The following is a 21,184-nucleotide window of genomic DNA, read 5'->3' as shown; positions in this document are numbered from 1 at the left end:
TCACCATGTGTTGCGATGCTCGACCCTTGACCCGATTTCTGTTAGCCGTGCTGATCGTCGTGGGTCTCGCACCTGTCGCCGCCGCCTCTGAAGACTGGAGTCAGTTTCGGGGACCCGCTGCCGAGGGACGCGGCACCGGTCTGACCGTTGAGCCCGTCGAACTGGGCATGCAACTGGAGTGGCGTCAGAAGCTCGGCAGTGGTTACTCCTCGGTCGTGGTTGCCGACTCGAGGGTCATCACGCAGTACGCGGACGGGACGTCCGAGCTCACCGCGGCCTTCAACAGCAGAACGGGCGAGTCACTCTGGAGCTACACGATCGAGCCGCAATACGCCGGCCACGATGGATCCCACGATGGCTCGCTGTCGACGCCGCTGATTCTCGGCGACACCGTCTACGGCGTCAGTCCGGCCGGGAAACTGTTCGCACTTGACGCAACCGATGGCAAGCAGCGATGGGTCGTGGATCTGGCCGCCAAGTTCGAGATCGGCGCCCCGTTCTACGGCTTCGGCGGCTCCCCGATCGCCGTCGGCGACACGATCGTCGTTCAGGCGGGAGCCGGGAAAGGCGCGATCTACGCCTTCGCCGCCGCCGACGGTGAGTTGCGCTGGAGAGCCGGCGAGGACCGGATGCAGTACCAGACGCCGACGGTGACTCGGCTCGACGGCAAGACGGTCGTCGTGGCGGTCGGCATGACCAAACTCTGGGGTGTTGACGCGACCGACGGTGACGTTCTGTTTCAGCAGGAACATGGGGGCGGCGGAGGTGGCTACGGGGCGAGCTCGGCGACGCCGGTCCCGGCGGGAGATGGACGGATCTTCGTCTCCCACAAGGACGATGCATCGGCCATGTACTCGGTCGCGAAGAGCGACAACGGTTATTCGGTCGAGACGCTCTGGGAGAACAACGGTATCCGTCATAGCTACAACACACCGGTCTATCGCGATGGTTTTCTCTATGGTCACAGCAGCCGATTCATGACCTGCCTTGACGCGGCCACCGGTGAGGCGATGTGGAAGACTCGAGAGCCGGGTGACGGGTACACGATGTTGGTGGACGATTTCGTCGTCATCTTGACCCGCGAGGGCAGTGTTCACCTGATCGAGGCGAGTTCTGAGTCTTACAAGGAACTGGCGGCCGTTGAGGTGTTCGACGACCTGGCGTGGTCCCCGCCAAGTTTCGCCGCTGGGCGAATCTACGCGCGTAGCCTGGGAAGCCTGGCATCCGTCAACATCGTCAACGGCGGGACCCGTCTCGCGGTCACCGATCACGAGAATACTCGAATCGTCGGATCGAAGTTCGCGAGATTCCTGACCCGGCTCGAGGCAGCCGACGACCCGAACACCCTGGCCCGTCAGTGGGTCGAGGCACAGGAGCAGTTTCCGATCGTCGAGGACGGCTGGGTTCATTTCGTCTACTACGGGGAGGCCACCGACGTCGCCGTCGGAAGCGACCTCATCGGCATCGCCGCCGAGAAATCGATGAACCGCGTAAAGGGGACAGATTTATTTTTCGCGTCGATCCGCCTGGAGAACGACGCTCGCGCCAACTACATCCTGTTCAAGGACTACGAACAGGTTCTCGACCCTCGCAATACTCGTGTCGCACGTACCGCCGCGATCGGTGCCGATATGGAGCTCTCATTCGCCGGGCAGTGGATGGAGATGTCCTGGTTCTCGATGCCGGATTGGAAGGAGCCCGTTCATCTGACGGCCGCGTCGGAAGAGCGCAACGGCCTCGTGAAGGATCACGCGTTCAAGAGCGAGCAGCTGGCTGCCGATGTCGCGACGCAGGTCTACCTGCCACACGGGTACGAAGAAGGCGACACGCGGTATCCGGTACTCTATTTTCACGGTGCCTCCGGAGCTCTCGACGAGGGCGGGTGGGCGCAGAGTCTCGACAACTTGATCGGACAATCGGTGGAGCCGATGATCGTCGTCTTCATCGGGCCGGTGCGAGCTCCACAGCCGGCGTACGCGAAGATGATCGGTGAAGAGTTGATCCCGAACATCGACGCGATGTTTCGAACAGTCGCGGAGCGAGACTCTCGCGCCAGCGTGGGGAACAACTTCTCGGCCGTCGGAGCGTTGTTCTCGACGTTCATGAATCCAGACCTGATCGGCAAGGTCGCGACGCAATCCGCCTTTGTGACGGAGTTCGGGTGGCTACCGTTGCAACCGGTATTGGATGGTCTGGAGCGCCACGACTTCTCACTCTACGTGGACTGGGGTCGCTATGACCTGCGGAGCGACCACGAGAATTGGGACCTCTCGGATGCCAATGCGACCATGGTAGAGGCGTTGGACAAGAGGGGCATGAAGGTCCACGGCGGGCAGGCCAACGACGGGGCAGGCTGGCCGAGTTGGCGGAATCGAACCGACGCACTTCTGAAGGCGTTGTTCCCCATCTGAGCTGTTCGGAATCGAACAGTCCTGTCCGCGATCGATCAGTCCATGACCTGAAACGCCCGGAAATCGGGTCGAAAACCTGGCACGCCGGTTGCAAATCCGTAATCCCGGAGGCAACCGATGGACCGCGAAATCGACATCAGTATTCGCCGCGGACGGGTCCGACGACGGGTCGTCGTGGGGCTCCTGGTCGCCGGCAGTCTGGTTGCGACGGTCCTCCTTGCTGCCGAGTGGTTGCGTCCTTCGGTGCATCGTTCCCGCGTTCGGTTTGCAACCGTTGAGCGGGGGGGATTCGAGGCGACGGTCCAGGCGTCGGGGACCGTGGTTCCGGCATCGGAGCGAGTTCTCTCCAGTCCGGCAGAAGTTCGTGTCGAGCGTGTGTTACGACGACCGGGCGAGCGCGTCGAGGCGGGCGAACCGATTCTGGAGCTGGACACCGGAGATATCGAACTGCGGCTCGACGCGATCGACGACCGCCTCCAGAAGAACAGTAGCGAGCGCACGCAGAAGACCGTTCAGCACGAGGACCGGGTCGCCGCACTTCGGAGTCAGATCCAGATTCAGGAATTGGATCTAGAGATCGTCCGATACAAGCTGGACCAATCGCGTCGCCTGTTTGCCGAGGGCCTCGTCTCCGAAGAGGGGTTCAAGCAGGCCGAGGTTGAGGTGCGTCGCGCGGAAATCCAACTCATCCGCAGCCAGGAGGAGGTTGTCTCCGTCGAGCGTGGCTATGTGGCAGAGCTGCAGAGGATGCAGTTGGACGCCGACTTGCTCGTCAAGGACCGCCGGGAAATCGAGCGACAGCTCGAACTGGCAACGACACGGTCTCCCGTCGACGGAGTGTTGACATGGGTCGCCGATGAAGTCGGGTCGACGATCGCAACCGGTTCAGTCCTTGCACGTATCGCGGATCTTCGATCGTTCAGAGTCGAGGCCACTGTCTCCGATGCCTATGCCCCGCGATTGAAGATCGGACAACTCGTGCGCATCGGGTTCGCAGGTCAGACTCTTGACGCGACGCTGTCGTCGATTCTCCCGACCATCGAATCCGGCGTGCTGTCGTTCGAGGTTGCCCTCGAGAACGCCGATCACTCGGCCCTTCGACACAACCTCCGCGTCGACGCGATCGTCGTCACGGACAGCTCCAGCGATACGCTCGTCGCTCCGCGCGGTCCGTACATCCAGCGTGGCGGGCTCGAGCACAAGGTCTTCGTCGTTAGGGGAGATCGCGCCTACCGCACCGAGGTGCGATTCGGTCGCTCGGGTCACGACTTCTACGAGGTGCTTTCCGGTCTGGAGGAAGGTGACTCGATCATCGTTTCGGATATGCGTTCTTCCCTTCATGCAAGGGAACTACGAGTCAAGTGAGGGGTCCCATGCAGGTCGTTCAATCGACGGAGGCAGTGTCATGATCAACTTTCAAGCCGTCAGCAAGGTCTATCAAACCGACCGCATCGAAACGCTGGCGCTCGACAGCATCGATGTCGAAATCGGCAAGGGCGAGTTCGTGTCCGTGATGGGGCCCTCCGGCTGCGGAAAGTCGACTCTTCTCAATCTCATGGGTCTGCTTGACGCACCGACGTCGGGAAAGATCACCTTCGGCGGTGAGACGATCGAGGACTACAGCGATCGAAGACTGGCTCGTCTCCGCAACGAAAAACTTGGATTCGTCTTTCAGGAATTCCATCTCATCAACGACCTCAAAGTGCTCGACAACGTCGAGTTACCTTTGCTTTACCGTACTTCGAGCAGCGGTGAGCGAAAAGCCCGAGCGTTGAAGGCTCTGGATCGGGTGGGCCTGTCTTCACGGGTCCATCACTTCCCGTCGCAGCTGTCGGGAGGACAACAGCAAAGAGTGGCGTTGGCACGTGCCATCGTCGGCGAGCCTGATGTTCTCCTTGCGGACGAGCCAACCGGAAACCTCGACAGTCGGATGGGTGCGGATGTCATCGAGATGCTGCAGGAATTCAATCGGGAGGTTGGCACCACGATCGTCATGGTGACCCACGACGCGGAGATGGCTGCGAAGACCCAGCGCACGCTGCGGATCTTCGATGGCCGTCAGGTTCAGTAGGAATAGACGATGATCAAGAACTACCTGAAAATTGCGATCAAGGTCCTGATGCGGCGCAAATTCTACACGCTGGTCAGCCTCTTCGGCATCTCGTTCACCCTGCTGATCCTGAACGTGGCCGTCGCGTTCATGGACAACTTCTTCTCGTCGGACTCACCGGAGAGTCGCCTCGATCGCGTGCTGTCGATCGAGCATGCCCGAATGTACGGGGAGAGTTGGAGCACATCCGGGTCGCCCGGATTCGCGTTATTGGAAAAGTACGCGCAGGACCTTCCCGGTGTCGAAAAGATGTCGATCTCGACCCGGCAGCAACCCGTCACAGCGTTTGTGAAGGGCGAGAAACTTCAGCCGTCGATGCGACGGACCGACGCCAACTACTGGGAAATCCTCGACTTCGAGTTTGTCTCCGGCGCACCGTACACGGCGAGCGACGTAGACGCGGGAAACTCGCTAGCGGTTATCAACCAGGCAACAGAGACCCGTTTCTTCGATGGGAAGCCGGCACTCGGTGAGGTGCTTCGAGTCGACAACCAGGCGTTTACCGTCGTGGGTGTCGTGCGTGACGTCGGGTACATGAGAGCGCTCGCTTTCAGCGAGATCTGGGTACCGCTGACAACGGCAAAATCCACCGCGTATCGAGAGCGATTACGAGGGGGGATGGTCGGGATCTTGCTGGTCGATCATCCTTCGAGCTTTGCGGGAGTCAAGGAGGAGTTTGCCAGCCGTCTTGCCGACGCCGAACTCCCCGATCCCGTCAAGTTTCACTCGCTGGAGGCTTCTGCGTTCACTCGATTCGAGCATGTGGCCAGTGAGTTTCTTGATTCGCGGTTTGAGGATCCTTCAACCGGACTCATGGCGTTGATTTTCTCTTTCGGCGGACTCCTCTTCATGCTCCTTCCGGCACTGAATCTCGTCAACCTGAGCCTGAGTCGAATCCTGGAACGCGCGTCGGAAATCGGCGTGCGCAAGGCGTTCGGGGCGTCGTCCTGGACCCTGGTGGGTCAGTTCCTGACCGAGAGTATCGTTCTGACAATGCTCGGCGCCCTGATCGCTTTGGGTTTGTCCGCGGTCGCACTGCCGCTGATTAGCAGCCTCGATGCGATTCCCTACGTGGACTTGACCTTCAATCTTCGTGCGTTCCTGTACGGACTACTTGTCGCTCTCATGTTCGCGATCGTCTCGGGGACGTACCCCGCCTGGAGGATGTCACGCATGCATCCTGTACAGGCGCTACACGGGAGATCGGCATGATTCGTCATCTGCTCAAGCTCGTCTGGAACCGCAAGCGAACCCATCTCCTCATCGTTGCGGAAATGTTCCTGTCGTTCATCGTCGTGTTCGCGCTGCTGGTAACCGGCCTGCATTTCTTTCGCCTGTACCGGATTCCGATGGGATTCGATCACGAGAATGTTTGGAGGATCTCAGTGGATCGCGAGTCAGCACGAGAGGAATGGGGCGTCGAGGAGGCTCAGATGTTCCGTCGACTCCATCGCGAGTTGGAGTCGATGCCGGAAATACTCTCTGCGGCTTCGGCGGACAACAGTCCGTTCAGCGGCTCCCAGTCGACGACGGTTTGGGAGCAGGGCGGCAGTGACATCCGGACCGAGGAGGCCACCGCGTCCAGCCAGTATCTGGAGACCCTCAAGCTTGAGCTTATCGAAGGACGCTGGTTTGAACCCGGAGATCACACGCTGAACTGGCAGCCGGTCGTTATCGATCAACGGCTCGCTGAGCAACTCGTGGGCGATGGCGACGCGCTGGGGTTCGTGCTCGACCCCGGCAATGGCGTGATCGAACGGCGGGTCATCGGTGTGATCACGGGGTTTCGGCGCGGCGGGCCGTTCGCCGCGCCGATGGCATTCATGTTTCGGCCTGCACTCGAGGAGAGCGATACGGCCCCGCACATGAGTCGGTTCGTTATTCGCCTGGTGGAGGGGACCGGCGCTGAGTTCGAGGAGCGAATGATCGATCGTCTGCAATCCATTGCGCACGGATGGACTTTCACGACCCGTACTCTGGAGAATCAACGCAAGGCCAAGATCCAGGAGAGGATGGTCCCGTTGGCGATCGTGGGTACCATTGGCACATTCTTGCTTATCATGGTCGTTCTCGGGCTGACCGGAGTGATGTGGCAAAATGTCGTCCGCAGAACAAGAGAGATCGGTCTACGCCGCGCGACCGGAGCGCATCGTTCATCGATCCACCGCCAGATCGTACTGGAGGTCGTCATCACGGCATTGTTCGGAGTTCTTCTTGGAGTCGCATTGGCCGCTCAACTTCCCATCATTGGCCCATTCACGATGGTGCCCGTCGCCGTCGTGATTCAGGCGATCGTGGTCTCGACGTTGTTCTTGCTGACGGTTGCCGGTCTGTGCGGGCTCTATCCCGGACTAAGCGCGACCCGGATCCTTCCGGCGGAGGCACTACATTACGAATAGGCTTTCCATCCTGATCGTCGACGATGACGAGTCGGTGACCGCCACGCTCAGCATGCTGCTGAAGCAGAACGGTCACCTGTCGAAGACCGCTTCGAACCCCACGGACGCCCTGGCGGTTCTGAGCGACGGCGACGTCGATCTTGTACTGCAAGACATGAATTTCTCGCGGGCGACAACCGGCGAGGAGGGCATGGAACTCCTCCGCGAGATCAAGTCCATGCGTCCCCACCTTCCCGTCATCCTGATCACCGCGTGGGGGTCGATCGCCCTGGCCGTCGAAGGGGTCAAGGCCGGCGCCAGCGACTTCGTGACGAAACCGTGGTCCAACCAGCACCTTCTTCGCTCGATAGAGACGGCGGTCCATCTCGCCGAAGGTGTCGGGGAGACCGACCAGGATCAGACGCCGCCGCGGCGAGAGGATCTCGATCGCCAGTTCGATTTCTCCGGTCTGATGGGGAACGATCCGCAGTTACGCCGCATCCTCGATCTGATCGGGAGGGTTGGGCCGACCGACGCATCCGTCCTGGTCACCGGGGAATCGGGGACCGGCAAGGAGTTAGTCGCCGAGGCGCTCCACCGGAACAGCCGACGGAGCGACGGACCGTTCGTCAAGGTCAACCTGGGCGGCGTTTCATCGACGCTGTTCGAAAGTGAGATGTTCGGGCATGTGCGGGGCGCGTTTACGGATGCGCGCTCCGATCGATCCGGAAGGTTCGAGGTGGCTCAGGCCGGGACGATCTTCCTCGACGAGATCGGCGAACTTGACCTTGCGTCGCAGGTGAAACTGCTTCGAGTCTTGCAGGATCGGACTTACGAGGTCCTCGGGTCCAGCCGGACCCGTACCGTGGACGTCCGGGTGATCTCTGCGACGAATCGGGACCTGGCACTGGCCGTCCACGAGGGCGGTTTTCGTGAGGACCTGCTGTATCGGTTGAACCTGATATCGATCAAGCTACCGGCCCTCCGTGAGCGCGCAGGCGATATCCCGTTGTTGGCTCGGCACTTCCTCGACGGCTGTGCGACGGCCTACGGGCGCGGGGCACTAGCCCTGACCGACGCTGCCACACGTTGGCTTCAGCGGCAGCGCTGGCCCGGTAACGTTCGCCAGCTAAAGCAGACCATCGAACGCGCCGTACTCGTCGTCGATGGCGATCGGATTGAACAGTCGGACTTCGAGACGCTCGCATGTCTCGAGGCTGGAGAATCCGCACGGGGGACGCTTCCCGCACCGGGGTCGATGACGTTGAATCAACTTGAACGCGAGATGATCTCGAGTTGTATGCAGCACTACGACGGCAACATCTCTCACGTCGCAGAGGCTCTGGGCCTGTCCCGAGCCGCGCTCTATCGACGGCTCGAGAAGTACGGGCTGTCGCTGCCCGGATGACTCTCCGCCTCAAAATATTGACCTATCTCATCGCCCTGCATCTGCTGCTGGGCGTTGCCGTCTATTTCCTGGCCAAGAGCTCGCCGTGGTGGGTCGTCGGCGCGGAGATCACTCTGGTGATCTCGGTGGTCGTGTTCTATCGACTTCTAAGGGCATTCCTCTTGCCGCTCGACATGATCCGGACCGGAACGGAATTGATCCGCGAACGAGAGTTTGGATCGTACTTTCGACACGTCCGCCACCCGGAGATGGATCAGCTGATCGACATCTACAATCGAATGGTGGATCAGCTTCGAGAAGAACGACTAAAACTCGAGGAGCAGAATCTCTTCCTGGAGAAGGTGATGGAGGCATCGCCTGCCGGTGTGATCACCCTCGATCTGGATCAAAAAATCCAGCAATTGAACAGTGCTGCCGAACGCTTGCTTGGCGATCGACGCAAGGAGTGGATCGGCGCCCATCTATCCCAGCTTCCGGGGGTGTTTGCCAACGAGTTGCTGTCCCTGGGCGACGGTGGTTCGACGGTGGTCCAGCTTCACGGTCGACGCCGCTTGCGAATCCGCAGGGCGTCGTTCTACGACCGCGGCGTTCAACGGATCTTCTACCTGCTCGAGGAGTTGACCGATGAACTGCAGGCATCCGAGAAGGGCGCGTACGACAAGCTTATCCGGATGATGTCCCACGAGGTCAACAACTCGGTGGGTGTCGTCAAGTCGTTGCTGGAGTCGTGCGGGCACTACCGCGACCAGCTTCGCGACGACGATCGTCCTGACTACGATCGAGCCATCGAGGTGGCCGTCAATCGGCTCCTGAATCTGAGCTCGTTCATGAACGGTCTGGCAGCGGTCGTACGGGTTCCTCCTCCGGATTGCCATCCGTGCGATGTGGTCGCCCTGATACAGGACATCGTAAGCCTGATCTCGCCGGAGATCGTGCAACGTAATATTCGTCTCGAGTGGAATCCCCCGGCGAATCTTCCGGTCATCGACCTCGACAAGAACCAGATCGAGCAGGTGCTGGTCAACGTTCTTCGGAATGCGTTGGAGGCCATGGGCGAGGGCGGGACTCTGACGATCGGACTTGATCGTGAGCGGGGACGCACGGTTCTGGCCGTCCGTGACAGCGGTCCCGGCATCGAGGCAGACGTCGCGACCGAGATCTTTACCCCGTTCTTCTCGACGAAACGTGACGGGCAGGGAATCGGTCTGACCTTGAGTAGAGAGATTCTCTCCCAGCACGGCTACGATTTTTCGCTGGCCAACCATCGCGACGGTGGCGCGGAATTCAGGATCGTGTTCAGCGCGAGATAGTCGGCGCCAGGAAGCGGACCAGTTCTTCCGCGTTCTGTGCTGCGTCGTCTTCGCCAACACGGATCATTTCGGAAAGATACGAGGGTTCGAACAGGACCAGGCTGAGGAGATCGTTGGATCGTGTCTCCTTGGTGCCCGTGCCGCGAGCGAGAAACCGCAGGGCCCCGGGCGTGTCGTGCTCATGGGCACTTGCCAGAATTCCGAGATCGACCGACGGTCGTGTCGTTCGAAGATCGATCGGGCGAAGGTCCTTCTGTTGCTCGCCATCCAGCAGCGAGTTGATACGCTCGAGACGCAGGGCGTCGCCATCGAGCGCGTCAAGAAAGATCGAATTGAGGAGAACACCGGCGACCTGTGCCGGTGGGGGGTATCCGACGATTTCAGGGCGCTCGGCTTCCTCGACAGATCGATCGTATCGGGTCGAGATGGCGAGGATCCGATCGGCACCGAGATGAATCGCCGGAGAGAGCGGCGTCGTCAATCGCATTCCCCCGTCGCCATACCATGTGCCGTCCACACGCTCGGCGGGAAACAGGAACGGTAGTGCGGCCGAGGCCATGACATGACGGATGCCGATCTCGCACGACACTCCGATCCGGTGCGGTCGTTGCCAGCCATTCAGTTCTCGCCCCTGAACAAATGAGACCGATCGACCGGTTTCGTAGGAGCTGGCAAGAATGGCCAGGGCATGTAGCTCGCCTCGGTCCATCTTGTCGGTGACGCCGAGAAGCTGTCCATCTTCGCTTGGCAGCACCCGAGATAGCAGTGCGCGGAGTGGACTGTTATCGAGAAGACCGCGCGGGTCAGAAAAGCGACCGCCGCCACCCAGTTTGAGGATCCAATGCAGGCTACGTCGAAGGAGTCGATAGCCCCGGACGTCAAACACGTCAGAGGTCGTCAGTTCGGACCACAGTCGCGCGAGTTCCTCTGTCCGCTCACGAAAATTTCCGGGGATGGAGGCCAGGCCTGCGGCATTGATAGCACCTGCAGAAATCCCGACGATAATATCCACGCGTAGGTCGGGTAACAGCCGGCCCAGTCCGCGAAGATAGCCCGCCTGGTAGGCCGCCCGGGCACCACCGCCGTACAACAAGAATGCGAGTTCGTTCTTCACCTGAGACATCCGCCAGCGGGGACCATGGTACGCCAATTGAGATGACACGCGTATAGCAGCCGTCTCGTCGTATAGTGGTCGTCGGGCGAATCCATGAAGACAACGACCATCCAGATGATTCAGGGCGACGGTGTTCGTTCGCCCATGGCAGGCCGATTGGTTCGGGTCACCGGTGTGGTCACCGGCGAGACCCGAAAGGGCTTCTTCCTCGAGGACCCGGAGGGGGATCCCGAAGGTGCGGCGTCCCGCGGGATCTGCGTGTTCGAGTCGCGTCGACGTCCACCGCTTGGGTCGGTCGTTGAGGTCGAGGGTCGTGTTCTCGATTACCTACCTCACGAGGATGAGCGACCGACGACCCAGATTGACATGACGGAGTTTCGTGTCTCGCAGGAGCGCGCCCCTCTCTGGACGCCGGTCTGGCTCTCGGCGGCGAACCTCGCGAAGACCAACGCGGAGCTTGCGCAATACCTGAATAGCCATGAAGGGATGTTGGTCGGCATCCGCAAGGGAGCGACATTGATCGCCCCCAGCAACCCATTCGGCGACAACGTCGCGGTTCCAGCCGACATGGATATTCCACGAACGCTTCATGGTGGCGTCTCGATCCAGGCCGACAATCCGCACCGCTGGTACCCGAGCTTTCGCTTCATTCGCTACGCGCGTGCGCCCATCGTCAACGTCGGGTCGAAGCTGGCGGAGTCGGTTATCGGCCCACTGAACTACCGTTCGGCGGCCTTCCAGATTGCGGCCCTCGGCGACCTGGAGGTCGAGTCCCGACCGGTAAGACCGGAGGCTACACGCCTTGTAAGGGACGAAGACTCGTTGCGTGTTCTGACGCTGAATGGATTCAACCTCGACCGGCGTCATGAGGATCCCGATAAGGTTCAGGATCGGCGGCGGGACGTCGACGACGATGTCGGGTCCGGGCGATTCCGGGCGTTGGCAACGGCGATCGTACGGCAGGCCGCCGGCCCGGAGATCATCGCGCTCCAGGAGATCCAGGATGATGACGGCGCGGAGATCAGCGAGCGTGTATCCGCCGCCGCAACCTATCGGAAACTCATCAGCGAGGTACGTAAGCTGGGTGGGCCGGACTATCACTGGGCCGATTGCCCGCCGGAATCTGATTCGGACGGTGGCCAGCCGGGTGGCAACATCCGCAACGGGTTCATCTTCGACGCTTCACGCGTAGATCTGTCGCGATCGAGTCTGGATCGAATCGGGGATGGCTCGCAGGAGTTCGAGGGCTCTCGCAAGCCGCTGGTGGGTCGTTTCGTCGATCGCAGGACCGGTCGCGCGATCGCGATCATTAACGTCCACCTGGCGTCGAAACGACATCAACGCGGAATCTTCGCGCCCGAGAATCCCGGTTTCGACCCTCGTCTCTCCACACGCGTTCGTCAGGCCGAGAGAATCGCGCGTGTTCTCGATGAATTCGACGACAACGGAATCGACTATTACGTGACCGGCGACTTCAACGACCACGAGTTCAGCGAGACGCTCGCTGCTCTCCTGGATCGCGGCCGGGTCAACCTCGCCGAGAGAGTTCCGGTGAACGCGCGCTATGACTACAACCACCGCGGGATCTCTCAGGTCCTGATGCACGGCGTCGTGTCGTCTCGTCAGGCTGCAGACCCCGGTGTTGACTACGAGATCCTGCACGGGAACGAACTGATCGGTGTCAAGCCCGGTGAGTTGGGGAACAAACCCACCGATCATGCGTACGTCATGGCCCGACTGTGATCTAGCGAGAATCCGGGACCGCGGCGAGGATCTGACGAATCGCCTCGTCGATACCGGGAGTCGGATTCCACTTGCGTTGCCTGGACGGGTCGAGTCGACCACCGACATGAGGATCCCGCCGCTCGGTGACCATCCTCGCCGCACGATCCAGTTCGTCGTCGCTGGCGATGAGATCCGCGTGGCCGACCATCTTCTCGACGATGCGTCTCGGCTGGGAGAGGAGGTCTGCGTAGAGAATCGCCGGCATCTGGCGGTCCGTATCTCGAATCGACCGAACTCCCTGCAGCGCAGACACCCAGTTCACGGCCAGCAGACCGGCGCCGCCGGCGCGGGATAGGAGGCCGAGATCCACATCCGCCATGTACGGACTCAACGTCGCGCCTCGCCCACGTCCCATCGATAGCATCCATCGCATCAGCCGTCGGCCGAGCGCGTGGCGCGATAACCGCTCGAAGAAGACGAGAAGACTTCTTCGGCCATGAAAATTACGCATTCCGGAGACCACCGTTTCCATCCCGTCACGGTAAAGAAACATTCTGCGCGCGTCCGAGAATGATCGTCGAACGATGGGGTCGGGCAGCGCACCAAAACCCCGCAGTTTGAAGACGACACGTCGGCTGTCAGCCCCCAACGCTCGCAATAGCAACCGAACCGAGCCATCGAGTGCCATCGACAGCGATGGATCGTTCGTATCCCCACCGATCACGCCCGCGAACAGATCGGGCTCCGACAACGCGAGTGTGTCGCCGACGAAATTCAGAAGGCGAACAACCGCCGTCGAACCACATCGCCCGGTGTTGTAAAGCAGGATCGGTCGGTCGACTACCGGCAGATCCAGTGTCAGATCCGCCATCTGATCGAACGGCACGACGATGGCATGCGTCGCTCGTTCAAATTGGCCTTGATTGAAAAAATCGACATCAACCAGGACCGTCGGGTCTCTGGTCACGACGAACAGGACGCGTCGCCGGAGGTGATCGATGCAGTACGGCGTTGGGCGCAATCGGTGAAACTCGAGCGAATCGATTCGCCGACCCGGGAGACGTAGAAAATCCTTCGGTGAGGCGAGAGAGAGGACCGGGTCCGTGCGGAATCGAGCCAGGATCCGTTGGATGCGCATGGTTGCCGCGAAACCTCGCGCCGGTCAGCGCGCCTCGCGAACGACGGCCGGAGCGGAGACCGGATCTCGCCGCCCGCGTCCCACGAGAAAGGGAGTCAACCTCTCCGCGAGCTCCTTCGGTTCGAAGACCCAGGCTCCGACGGAATGAAAATGCCGAAGGTATCGATAGTTCCCATCCTCGTGACGGACCATCCCGTGATATCGCGACTCTCGATGTTCACCGGTGCAGATGAACGCCGGAGCGCGGCCGACGGTCAGCAGTTCCATCGTGGTCATCCCGCCGGAGCGGGTGACCGTCGCGTCGCTACGATGGTAGAGCGCCGACACCGTGGCGGCATCCACGAATCCCATGGCGACGATGCGAGTTTGGGATCCGCTTCCGGCAACAAGATCTGCTAATTGTGATCGTTGGTGTGGGGTTCGAGCGTAGACGAACACGACGATGTCGGGATCATTCCATCGAGCGAGAATCGACCGGACGGACTCCATCGTGAACTGCCACGTGCCCTGACTACCCATCAGAATCGTAACGACGCGATTGGCTGGGGAAATCGTTTCCCAGTTATCGGGTGCCGACGGTGTGGTAGGAACCGTAGTGAGCTCCTGAAGCGTATTGCCGGCACAACGGATATGGAGACTCTCGCTGTGAGGTGGGGAGTAGAACTCCGCGCGAACCGGAAAGCCGCTGGACTCGTCGACTTGCGATCGATCGATCTTGCAGGTCTTGCGCCAGAACATCTCCGCCGTCTCTCCGTTCTTCAGGAGAGGTGGGCTGGCCCAGATGTGTAGATGACGACGGAGTCGAGCGGGGAGTCGTCGAATCGGATCGAAAAACTGACTCAGCGCCTCGTTGGCCGGTTCCGTCAAGACCTTCGTGATTCGAACGTTACGACCCTCCTGACGGTGCACACGTCGAGCGGCCGTGAGTAACGAGCGGGTACCCATGACCTGACAGTCGAAGACTTCATCCACGCGGAGTCTTCTCAGCGCTCGGACGGCATGGAAGAGGATCGGGATGTGAAATACGAGCTCTCCCATCGCCTGGAGGCGAACGGTGAGGTTCATCCTCCTGGAGTTGCCGCTTCGCATCGCACCGTTCCAGGCCCAGACCCCGAAGCGACCCATCGGGCCGGTCCAGTTCAGAAGTACGTCGATGGTGTCGACGACTTCGACGGACGGATCGTCGGCGAGTCGCTTGCGGATGGCCTCCGCGGCGACGAGGTGGGCCCCGCCACCTGAACTGCTCAGGATCAGTACGCGACGACGCGACGATCGGTCCAGAGCATTTCGAGAGAGCGGCATCTTGTTGTTTCTACTCGGGTTTATCCGCATTGGCAAGGGAAGCCTCGATCCAGGCCTCGACGCGGTTCTCAAGAATATCCAGAGGCAGCGCCCCGGCACCAAGAATCACGCGATGAAAGTCCCGAACATCGAACTGCTCACCGAGGCGCTCCTCGGCGCGACGTCGCAATTCCAGGATGTGAAGTTGCCCGACCTTGTAGGCGAGCGCCTGACCCGGCATGGCGAGGTAACGATCGACTTCTCGTTCGTTGCTGATGTATTTGATCGCCATCTTTCGGTTCCAACTCATCGCGTGTAGACCGGTGTCCACCACGAGGCGACGCGCACGAAACAGCTCCGAGTAGAGGGCTCTTACGGTCTGGTTTCGGTTGCGATAGAGACCCAGCGGCGTTCCCAGTCTCTCTGCGTATAGCGCCCAACCCTCCGAGAATGCTGTCTGATGACCGAATCGACGGAATCGCGGTAGTTTCGCGAGCTCTCTCTGAAGCGAGATCTGAAGATGATGTCCGGGGATGGCCTCGTGAAGAAACAAAGCGTCGCTCGGCGGACCTGTCGTCTTCTCCGAAGCGTTGACGTAGAACACTCCGGGTCGATCGCCGTCGGGACTTGCCGCGACGTAGGATGCGCCCGGTGCCGATGCGCTGCGAAACGATTCCACCGGCCGCACTTCGAAGGTCGCGTCAGGAATGTCGTGGAATAGTTGCGGCAGACGTCCCATGACATGGGACGTCAACTCCCGGTAGCCGTCGAGGAGGGGTCCATCCCACTCCGGTGCCGAGTCTTTCCAGTCCCGCCGCCTCTCTACCTCGAGTTGCTCGATGATGCGGTCGACTTCCTTGCGGCCGAGTTCATGGATCTCCTGGGGAGTGAGGGATGTCGTTGTATGGGCGCGGACGAGGTGCGCGTACCACTCCCGTCCGCCGGGAAGCCGGCCGAGTCCTTGATTGGGTCGACAGGACGGCAAGTACTCTTCACGCAGGAACGTGGCAAGCCGTTGATAGCCGGGAACGACGACATCGGAGATCACTTTCCGGTAGGCTTGTTCGATCCGTTTGCGCTCTTTCGCTCTGGTGTTAGCCGGAAGCTCTCGCACAGGTCGGTAAAACACGCTATCCGTAGGATCGTCGACGACGTGCGTCTCCATAATCGGAATCGCTCGCTCGATCACGATTCGAGGCTGGACCACACCCCGCTCGATACCCGTCCGCATATTGCCGATGGCGGTTTCCACCCAATCCGGCACGACGGCCAATCTCGCCAGCCAGTTGTCGTAGTCCTTGACCGTCGCAAACGGTTGGATGGACTTGCCACTACCAAGCGTCGCCAACTGGACAGGGAAACTGGCGATCTGGTCGATCGGTATTAGATGATCGGGAAAGACGGCGTCTTCGATGGAGAGTCTGCGTTCCCGGAGGAAGAGCGCCCTCGTCAAACGTTGGCCGTCGCTCAGCTGCTCGCCGTCGAGAGCCTCGATCTTCTTCAGGTACGTGCGTTCGAGGGCCAACGACGCTTTGCGATGCTCCGCGGCGATCCCGACCGTGAGTTGATCGTCAAAGCGATGATCCCCGTTGTACGTCGCCACAGCCGGATTCAGCTTCAGGAACTCGTCGTAATAGGCCTCGACGAGAGTCGTGAGGGGGTCGACGGATGTGTCGGGAGCCCCTTGCGCGGGCCCGGCGATGATCACCAGCAAGACCGCCACAAGACGCATCAATCCACTCCGTCGGGTCATCGCCATTTGTCCTCCACCCGTTCGCAGCCCTCGAGCGTGTAACAAATTGTAAATCGGCCTCAGAATCCTGCCAGCATGATCGGTAGTTAGTGGAGTCCCGCCGGCGTTGGGCTGTAGAATATCGAAACTGGATATTCTCGGGAGGCTCCCATGCGACATCTTTCGCTGCCCGCAATCGAATCCCTTCTAATCGCAGGGTTGTTGTTGACGACCGGTTGTGCGGTTAATCCGGCGACGGGCAAGAGACAACTGATGTTGGTGAGCGACTCCCAGGAGCGCTCGCTCGGTCTTGACAGTGACCGACAGATCCAGTCCCAGATGGGGGTCTACGATGACACGTCGTTACAACAATACGTCTCGACGATCGGCCGACGGATGGCCGCGGGCTCCGAGCGTCCGGCTCTCGATTGGACGTTCCGTGTGATCGATGATCCGGTCGTCAACGCGTTCGCACTCCCCGGAGGCTATATCTACGTCACCCGTGGAATTCTGGCTCACATGGAAAACGAAGCCGAATTGGCGGCCGTGATCGGCCACGAGATCGGACACGTCACGGCTCGACACGGAGCGTCGCAGATGAGCAAGGCGCAGCTGGCCCAGGGAGGACTCATGGCAGGTGCCGTTCTGGCGCCTGAGAAATTTGAGAAGTTCGGCGGCCTTGCGTCGCAAGGCATGTCGCTCATGTTCCTGAAGTTCGGTCGCGACGACGAACGCCAGGCCGACGATCTGGGGCTTCGATACATGGTGACGGATGGGTATGACGCCGATCCGATGACGAACATGTTTGACATGCTCGACCGAATCGGCAAGGCGTCGCAGACCGACCGTCTGCCGGGTTGGATCTCGACCCATCCCGCACCGACCAGCCGTCGAGAACGCTCCGAGGCCAGGATCGCCGGGCTCGGGGCGGGTGCGGCGGACGGTCGCGTGGGGCGCGGGCCGTTCCTGGATCGGATCGAGGGCCTCGTCTTCGGTGTGGATCCGAGAGAGGGGTTCTTCGAGGGTGCGAAGTTTCTTCATCCGGGGATGCGTTTTCGCTTTGAGTTTCCATCCGGCTGGGTGACCCAGAATCAGCGACAGGCCGTCATCGGCATCAATTCCGAGAAGAATGCAGTGATCGAGCTGACGATCGTCGACGCGCCGAACGCTAGCGAGGCGCTGGCAACGTTTCTTGGCCCGGAAGGCATCCAGGCGCAGGGGCAGCGGATGGGTTCGATCAGTGGACTGCCGACCAGCGGGGACAGCTTCGTGGTCAAGGACGAGACCCGGGAGATTCGTGGCCGCGTAGGGTTTGTCGAGTATCGAGATCGCGTGTTCAGGCTCCTGGCGTATACCACCGGCGAAAGATGGGCCAACGCCCAGTCGACGCTGAGACGTTCCCTCGCGAGCTTCGGCCCGCTCAGCGATCCCGCGGCATTGAACGCTCAACCGCAACGGCTGGCAATCGTGACGGTCGATCGAGCGATGACGGTGGAGTCCTTCGCCGACCGATATGACGCGACCGTCGATCCCGGTACACTCGCCCTGATCAATCGCCTGGATCCGGGGGAGCGGCTGAAATCGGGTGGCCGGTACAAGGTCGTGCGTGGTGGACGCCGTCCCTGATCGCGGACGCCCGTGTCTCCTAAACGCCACATTGGCGCGGGTCGGCTGCCATCCCGCCGAGCCCCGGCCGAAAAAAGTCCCCCATTTCGGGAATTTTCCGGCCCGTTTCCGGGTTTTCCATTAGCAGGAAATCGGCCCTGATCTTGCAAGGAGTACGGGTATGAAAAATCAACAACTGGACGATCCCATCGAGCTGTCGGCAGAGAAGATCCCTTCCGATGTCGACCTGACGGCTCTTTACCTGCGCGAAGTCGGCTCCACCGCGTTGCTCACCCGTGACGACGAATACAGGTTGGCCAGCGCGTTGCAAGCGGCACGAGAGGCCTATGCAAAGGCCGTCCTACAGTTGCCGACGGCGATCGCGAACCCGATCCTTGCAGAGTACGAGGTCTCCCGCGATGCGCAGGGGCTCTGGACGATGCGACAGATCGAAGGGACCTGCGACCGTCTACGCGCAGTGGGCCGCGCTAGTAAGGCGCTGCGCGAACATCGGGCCTACAAGCCGTTCATCAGAGCGAAGCGAGAGATGGACACCCACCGTGACGCGATGATCCAGGCCAATCTTCGCCTGGTGGCCCACGTTGCGAAAAAGTTCAGCAAGCAGGGCCTGCCCTATATGGACCTCGTACAAGAGGGGAACATGGGTCTCATGAAGGCCGTCGAGAAGTTCGAGCACGAGCGCGGCTACAAGTTTTCGACCTACGCGTTCTGGTGGATCAAGCAGGCGATCACCCGGGCAATTTCCGACAAATCAAGAACGATCCGCATTCCGGTGCATCTCCTCGAGAAGATGCGCAAGGTACAGCGTGTCTCGCGGGAGTTGGAAGAAGAACTTGGGCGTCGACCGAAACTCTCGGAGATCGCCGATCGATCCAATGTCCCAGTCAAGGCCCTCGTGGAGATGCTCGGCCCGTCTCACGACGAGGTCGAAGACTGAACAACTTCTGTCGCTACTCCCAGCGAAAGAACGCCAGCGACAGTGCGAAGGTGACCAGCGACCAACCCGCCATCACCCCGAGTTGAGGCAGGACTCCCAGAAGGTTGGCACCCTCCAACGCATTGGCCCTCAGCGCGTCGTTGAGCGCGGTTAACGGTAGGGCTCTCAGGATCGGATGTAGGACTTCCGGGAATCGCTCGTACGAGAAGAATACCCCGGACAACAACCACATCGGCATCACGACAAGATTCATCAGACCGGAGGCACCTTCGATCGTTCGGGCGCGGGTGACGGTCAGGAGTCCAAGCGACGCGAAGGTCACCATCCCCACAATGCAGATGACGAGGAATACGATCAGTGAGCCGCGGAGTGGGACCCTCAGGATCAGGAATCCAAACCCGCCGATGAGCGCCAACTCGATCACCAGGAAGACGAGTCTCCCCGACAGGAACGACAGCAAGAACGCGCCCTTACGCATGGGGGTCACCAGCAAGCGCCGGATCAACTTCTTTTGCCGCATGTCCGCGATGGCGAAGCCGATACCCCAGATCCCGGTACCCATAAGATTCATGCCGAGAATCCCGGGAAACAGCCAGTCGATGTAGCGAGATCCCGTCTCGCGAATCTCGTTAAACGTGACGACCGAGTCCGGCGATGTCCGAGCCGAGTTCAGGAGCGCTCGCTCCAGACGTAGACGTGCGATCTCCGCGTCCGGACGCTGTGGATCCAGCGATAACGTAGGCGGATCGCCAGGTTCGACGTACGCGGCGATCTTTCCGAACCGAAGTTGCTCTCGGGTCATCTCCGAGTCTGTCGAGATAGTGACGTCGAGCAATGGGTCGGCGGCAAGCTTCTCGGCCAATTGCTCCGCCGAAGAGTCCTCGCCCCTCGCGGCGTCTTCCGCGCTCGACAGGACGGCCACCGGCAGGTGCTCCGGTGAGCGATCACGAAATGCCCAACCGAGAACCATCGTCAACAGGAGCGGGAAGACGAGGATCCAGAACACCGCCTCCGGCTCTCTCAAGAGCAGCACGATGCGGGTTCGGGTCAACTGACCGAACTGGGAGACTCTACCCATCCCGCAGGTGCTTTCCCGTCAACTCGACGAAGACATCCTCGAGCGTCGCGCGTCGTGTATGAAGGTCGTCAAGAGTTCGCGCGTTCTGTCGCAGCGTTTCGAGGACCGCGGGCACCGTGAGGTGGATCGAGCGAACGTGAAGTTCGATCCGATTGCCATCGCGACGGAGTTGACTGACGCCCGCGATGGTTCGTAGCGCGTCCTCGGGCACGTCCACATCGGCGTTGTCGAAGGTCAGCTCGATGCGATTCTGACTGTCGAGGGTGCGAATCAGTTCAGCAGGGGAGCCGCGGGCAATACAGCGGCCATCGTCGATCACGATCACGTCATCTGCGAGTAGCTCCGCCTCCTCCATGTAATGGGTCGTCAGCAAGACGGTGCCGCCATTTTTCTTGAATCGGTGAACGATCTCCCAGACTCGGCGGCGGGCCTGAGGATCGAGACCGGTTGTCGGCTCATCGAGAAAGAGGAGGCGCGGACGGTTGACGAGTGCACAGCCGAGAGCTAACCGTTGTTGCTGCCCACCCGACAATTTTCCCCGTCGCGTGTCTCGTTTCTCTTGCAGACCGACAAGCTCGAGAACCTCGTCCGGGTTCCGCGGCTCTCGATAGAAACTCCCGAACAGCACGACGATCTCGCGGCAGGTCAGCTTGTCAAACAAGAGCGTCTCTTGAAGTTGGACGCCGATCTCCTCAAGAGTCTGGCGTCGCTCGCGACCGCGAAGGTCGCGTCCGAGGATTCGAACCTCGCCCGCGTCCGGGCGGAGCAAGCCGACAAGGACGTTGACCGTCGTCGACTTGCCGGCACCGTTCGGACCCAGTAGCGCCAGACAGCGGCCGCTTGATACGTCCAGGTCGAGACCATCGACCGCGGTGAGTCCCTTGAAACGCTTGACAAGTCCCCGCACAGAGATCGCGGGTACGACATCGTTCATGG

General features: G+C 60.7%; 16 protein-coding genes. 10 read left to right on the top strand and 6 right to left on the bottom strand.

Annotated features, from left to right (window positions below; all coding sequences use genetic code 11):
• Nucleotides 1-26: 26 nt before the first annotated feature.
• From OES25_01585 to OES25_01555, 7 genes are all read left to right on the top strand, one after another.
• Nucleotides 27-2,411, top strand: a complete 2,385-nt coding sequence (locus OES25_01585; GenBank protein MDH3626332.1) for a PQQ-binding-like beta-propeller repeat protein — start codon at nucleotides 27-29, stop codon at nucleotides 2,409-2,411.
• Between the two features lie 117 nt (nucleotides 2,412-2,528).
• The gene (locus tag OES25_01580; protein MDH3626331.1) at nucleotides 2,529-3,776 is read left to right on the top strand and encodes an HlyD family efflux transporter periplasmic adaptor subunit; all 1,248 of its coding nucleotides are present in this window, start codon (nucleotides 2,529-2,531) and stop codon (nucleotides 3,774-3,776) included.
• Nucleotides 3,777-3,816: 40 nt separating this feature from the next.
• Entirely contained in the window at nucleotides 3,817-4,482 is a 666-nt protein-coding gene (locus OES25_01575) for an ABC transporter ATP-binding protein (GenBank protein MDH3626330.1), read from the top strand.
• 9 nt (nucleotides 4,483-4,491) lie between these two features.
• Nucleotides 4,492-5,733, top strand: a complete 1,242-nt coding sequence (locus tag OES25_01570; GenBank protein MDH3626329.1) for an FtsX-like permease family protein — start codon at nucleotides 4,492-4,494, stop codon at nucleotides 5,731-5,733.
• Nucleotides 5,730-6,920, top strand: coding sequence for an ABC transporter permease (locus OES25_01565; protein MDH3626328.1), 1,191 nt, complete (start codon nucleotides 5,730-5,732; stop codon nucleotides 6,918-6,920). Before OES25_01570 ends, OES25_01565 begins: the two co-directional genes overlap by 4 nt.
• Nucleotides 6,910-8,307 carry a sigma-54 dependent transcriptional regulator gene (locus OES25_01560; GenBank protein MDH3626327.1) on the top strand — a complete coding sequence of 466 codons (1,398 nt, stop codon included), beginning with the start codon at nucleotides 6,910-6,912 and terminating at the stop codon, nucleotides 8,305-8,307. The genes OES25_01565 and OES25_01560 overlap by 11 nt, the downstream gene beginning before the upstream one ends.
• Nucleotides 8,304-9,617: an ATP-binding protein gene (locus OES25_01555; GenBank protein ID MDH3626326.1), complete on the top strand. Its 1,314-nt coding sequence runs from the start codon at nucleotides 8,304-8,306 to the stop codon at nucleotides 9,615-9,617. The genes OES25_01560 and OES25_01555 overlap by 4 nt, the downstream gene beginning before the upstream one ends.
• Here the strand turns inward: OES25_01555 and OES25_01550 are convergent.
• Nucleotides 9,604-10,740: a patatin-like phospholipase family protein gene (locus OES25_01550; protein ID MDH3626325.1), complete on the bottom strand. Its 1,137-nt coding sequence runs from the start codon at nucleotides 10,738-10,740 to the stop codon at nucleotides 9,604-9,606. The genes OES25_01555 and OES25_01550 overlap by 14 nt on opposite strands.
• Before the next feature lie 84 nt (nucleotides 10,741-10,824).
• Between OES25_01550 and OES25_01545 the strand changes: the two genes are divergently transcribed.
• Entirely contained in the window at nucleotides 10,825-12,474 is a 1,650-nt protein-coding gene (locus tag OES25_01545; protein ID MDH3626324.1) for a hypothetical protein, read from the top strand.
• Between the two features lies 1 nt (nucleotide 12,475).
• Here OES25_01545 and OES25_01540 read toward each other — a convergent pair whose 3' ends face one another.
• From OES25_01540 to OES25_01530, 3 genes are read right to left on the bottom strand one after another with little or no spacing between them, the layout of a single operon-like run.
• Nucleotides 12,476-13,594 (bottom strand): hypothetical protein, encoded by a 1,119-nt coding sequence (locus OES25_01540; protein MDH3626323.1) that lies wholly within the window; start codon nucleotides 13,592-13,594, stop codon nucleotides 12,476-12,478.
• Between the two features lie 24 nt (nucleotides 13,595-13,618).
• A complete protein-coding gene (locus OES25_01535; protein MDH3626322.1) occupies nucleotides 13,619-14,896 on the bottom strand; it encodes a hypothetical protein in 1,278 nt (425 codons plus the stop codon).
• 10 nt (nucleotides 14,897-14,906) lie between these two features.
• On the bottom strand, nucleotides 14,907-16,628 hold the full coding sequence (locus OES25_01530; protein MDH3626321.1) for a DUF885 domain-containing protein: 1,722 nt from the start codon (nucleotides 16,626-16,628) through the stop codon (nucleotides 14,907-14,909).
• Nucleotides 16,629-16,778: 150 nt separating this feature from the next.
• On the opposite strand from OES25_01530, the gene OES25_01525 reads away from it, so the two are divergent.
• On the top strand, nucleotides 16,779-18,233 hold the full coding sequence (locus tag OES25_01525) for a M48 family metalloprotease (protein MDH3626320.1): 1,455 nt from the start codon (nucleotides 16,779-16,781) through the stop codon (nucleotides 18,231-18,233).
• A gap of 160 nt (nucleotides 18,234-18,393) precedes the next feature.
• On the top strand, nucleotides 18,394-19,170 hold the full coding sequence (locus OES25_01520; GenBank protein ID MDH3626319.1) for a sigma-70 family RNA polymerase sigma factor: 777 nt from the start codon (nucleotides 18,394-18,396) through the stop codon (nucleotides 19,168-19,170).
• A gap of 13 nt (nucleotides 19,171-19,183) precedes the next feature.
• Here OES25_01520 and OES25_01515 read toward each other — a convergent pair whose 3' ends face one another.
• Together OES25_01515 and OES25_01510 are read right to left on the bottom strand one after the other, a co-directional pair.
• Nucleotides 19,184-20,248 carry an ABC transporter permease gene (locus OES25_01515; GenBank protein MDH3626318.1) on the bottom strand — a complete coding sequence of 355 codons (1,065 nt, stop codon included), beginning with the start codon at nucleotides 20,246-20,248 and terminating at the stop codon, nucleotides 19,184-19,186.
• Nucleotides 20,241-21,182, bottom strand: coding sequence for an ABC transporter ATP-binding protein (locus OES25_01510; protein ID MDH3626317.1), 942 nt, complete (start codon nucleotides 21,180-21,182; stop codon nucleotides 20,241-20,243). Before OES25_01510 ends, OES25_01515 begins: the two co-directional genes overlap by 8 nt.
• Nucleotides 21,183-21,184: the final 2 nt, after the last annotated feature.

The sequence above is a fragment of the Acidobacteriota bacterium genome (assembly GCA_029861955.1).
Taxonomy (GTDB): Bacteria; Acidobacteriota; Polarisedimenticolia; order Polarisedimenticolales; family Polarisedimenticolaceae; genus JAOTYK01.
Note: the sequence above shows the minus strand (reverse complement) of the source record. Positions and strands in the feature narration are given on the sequence as shown.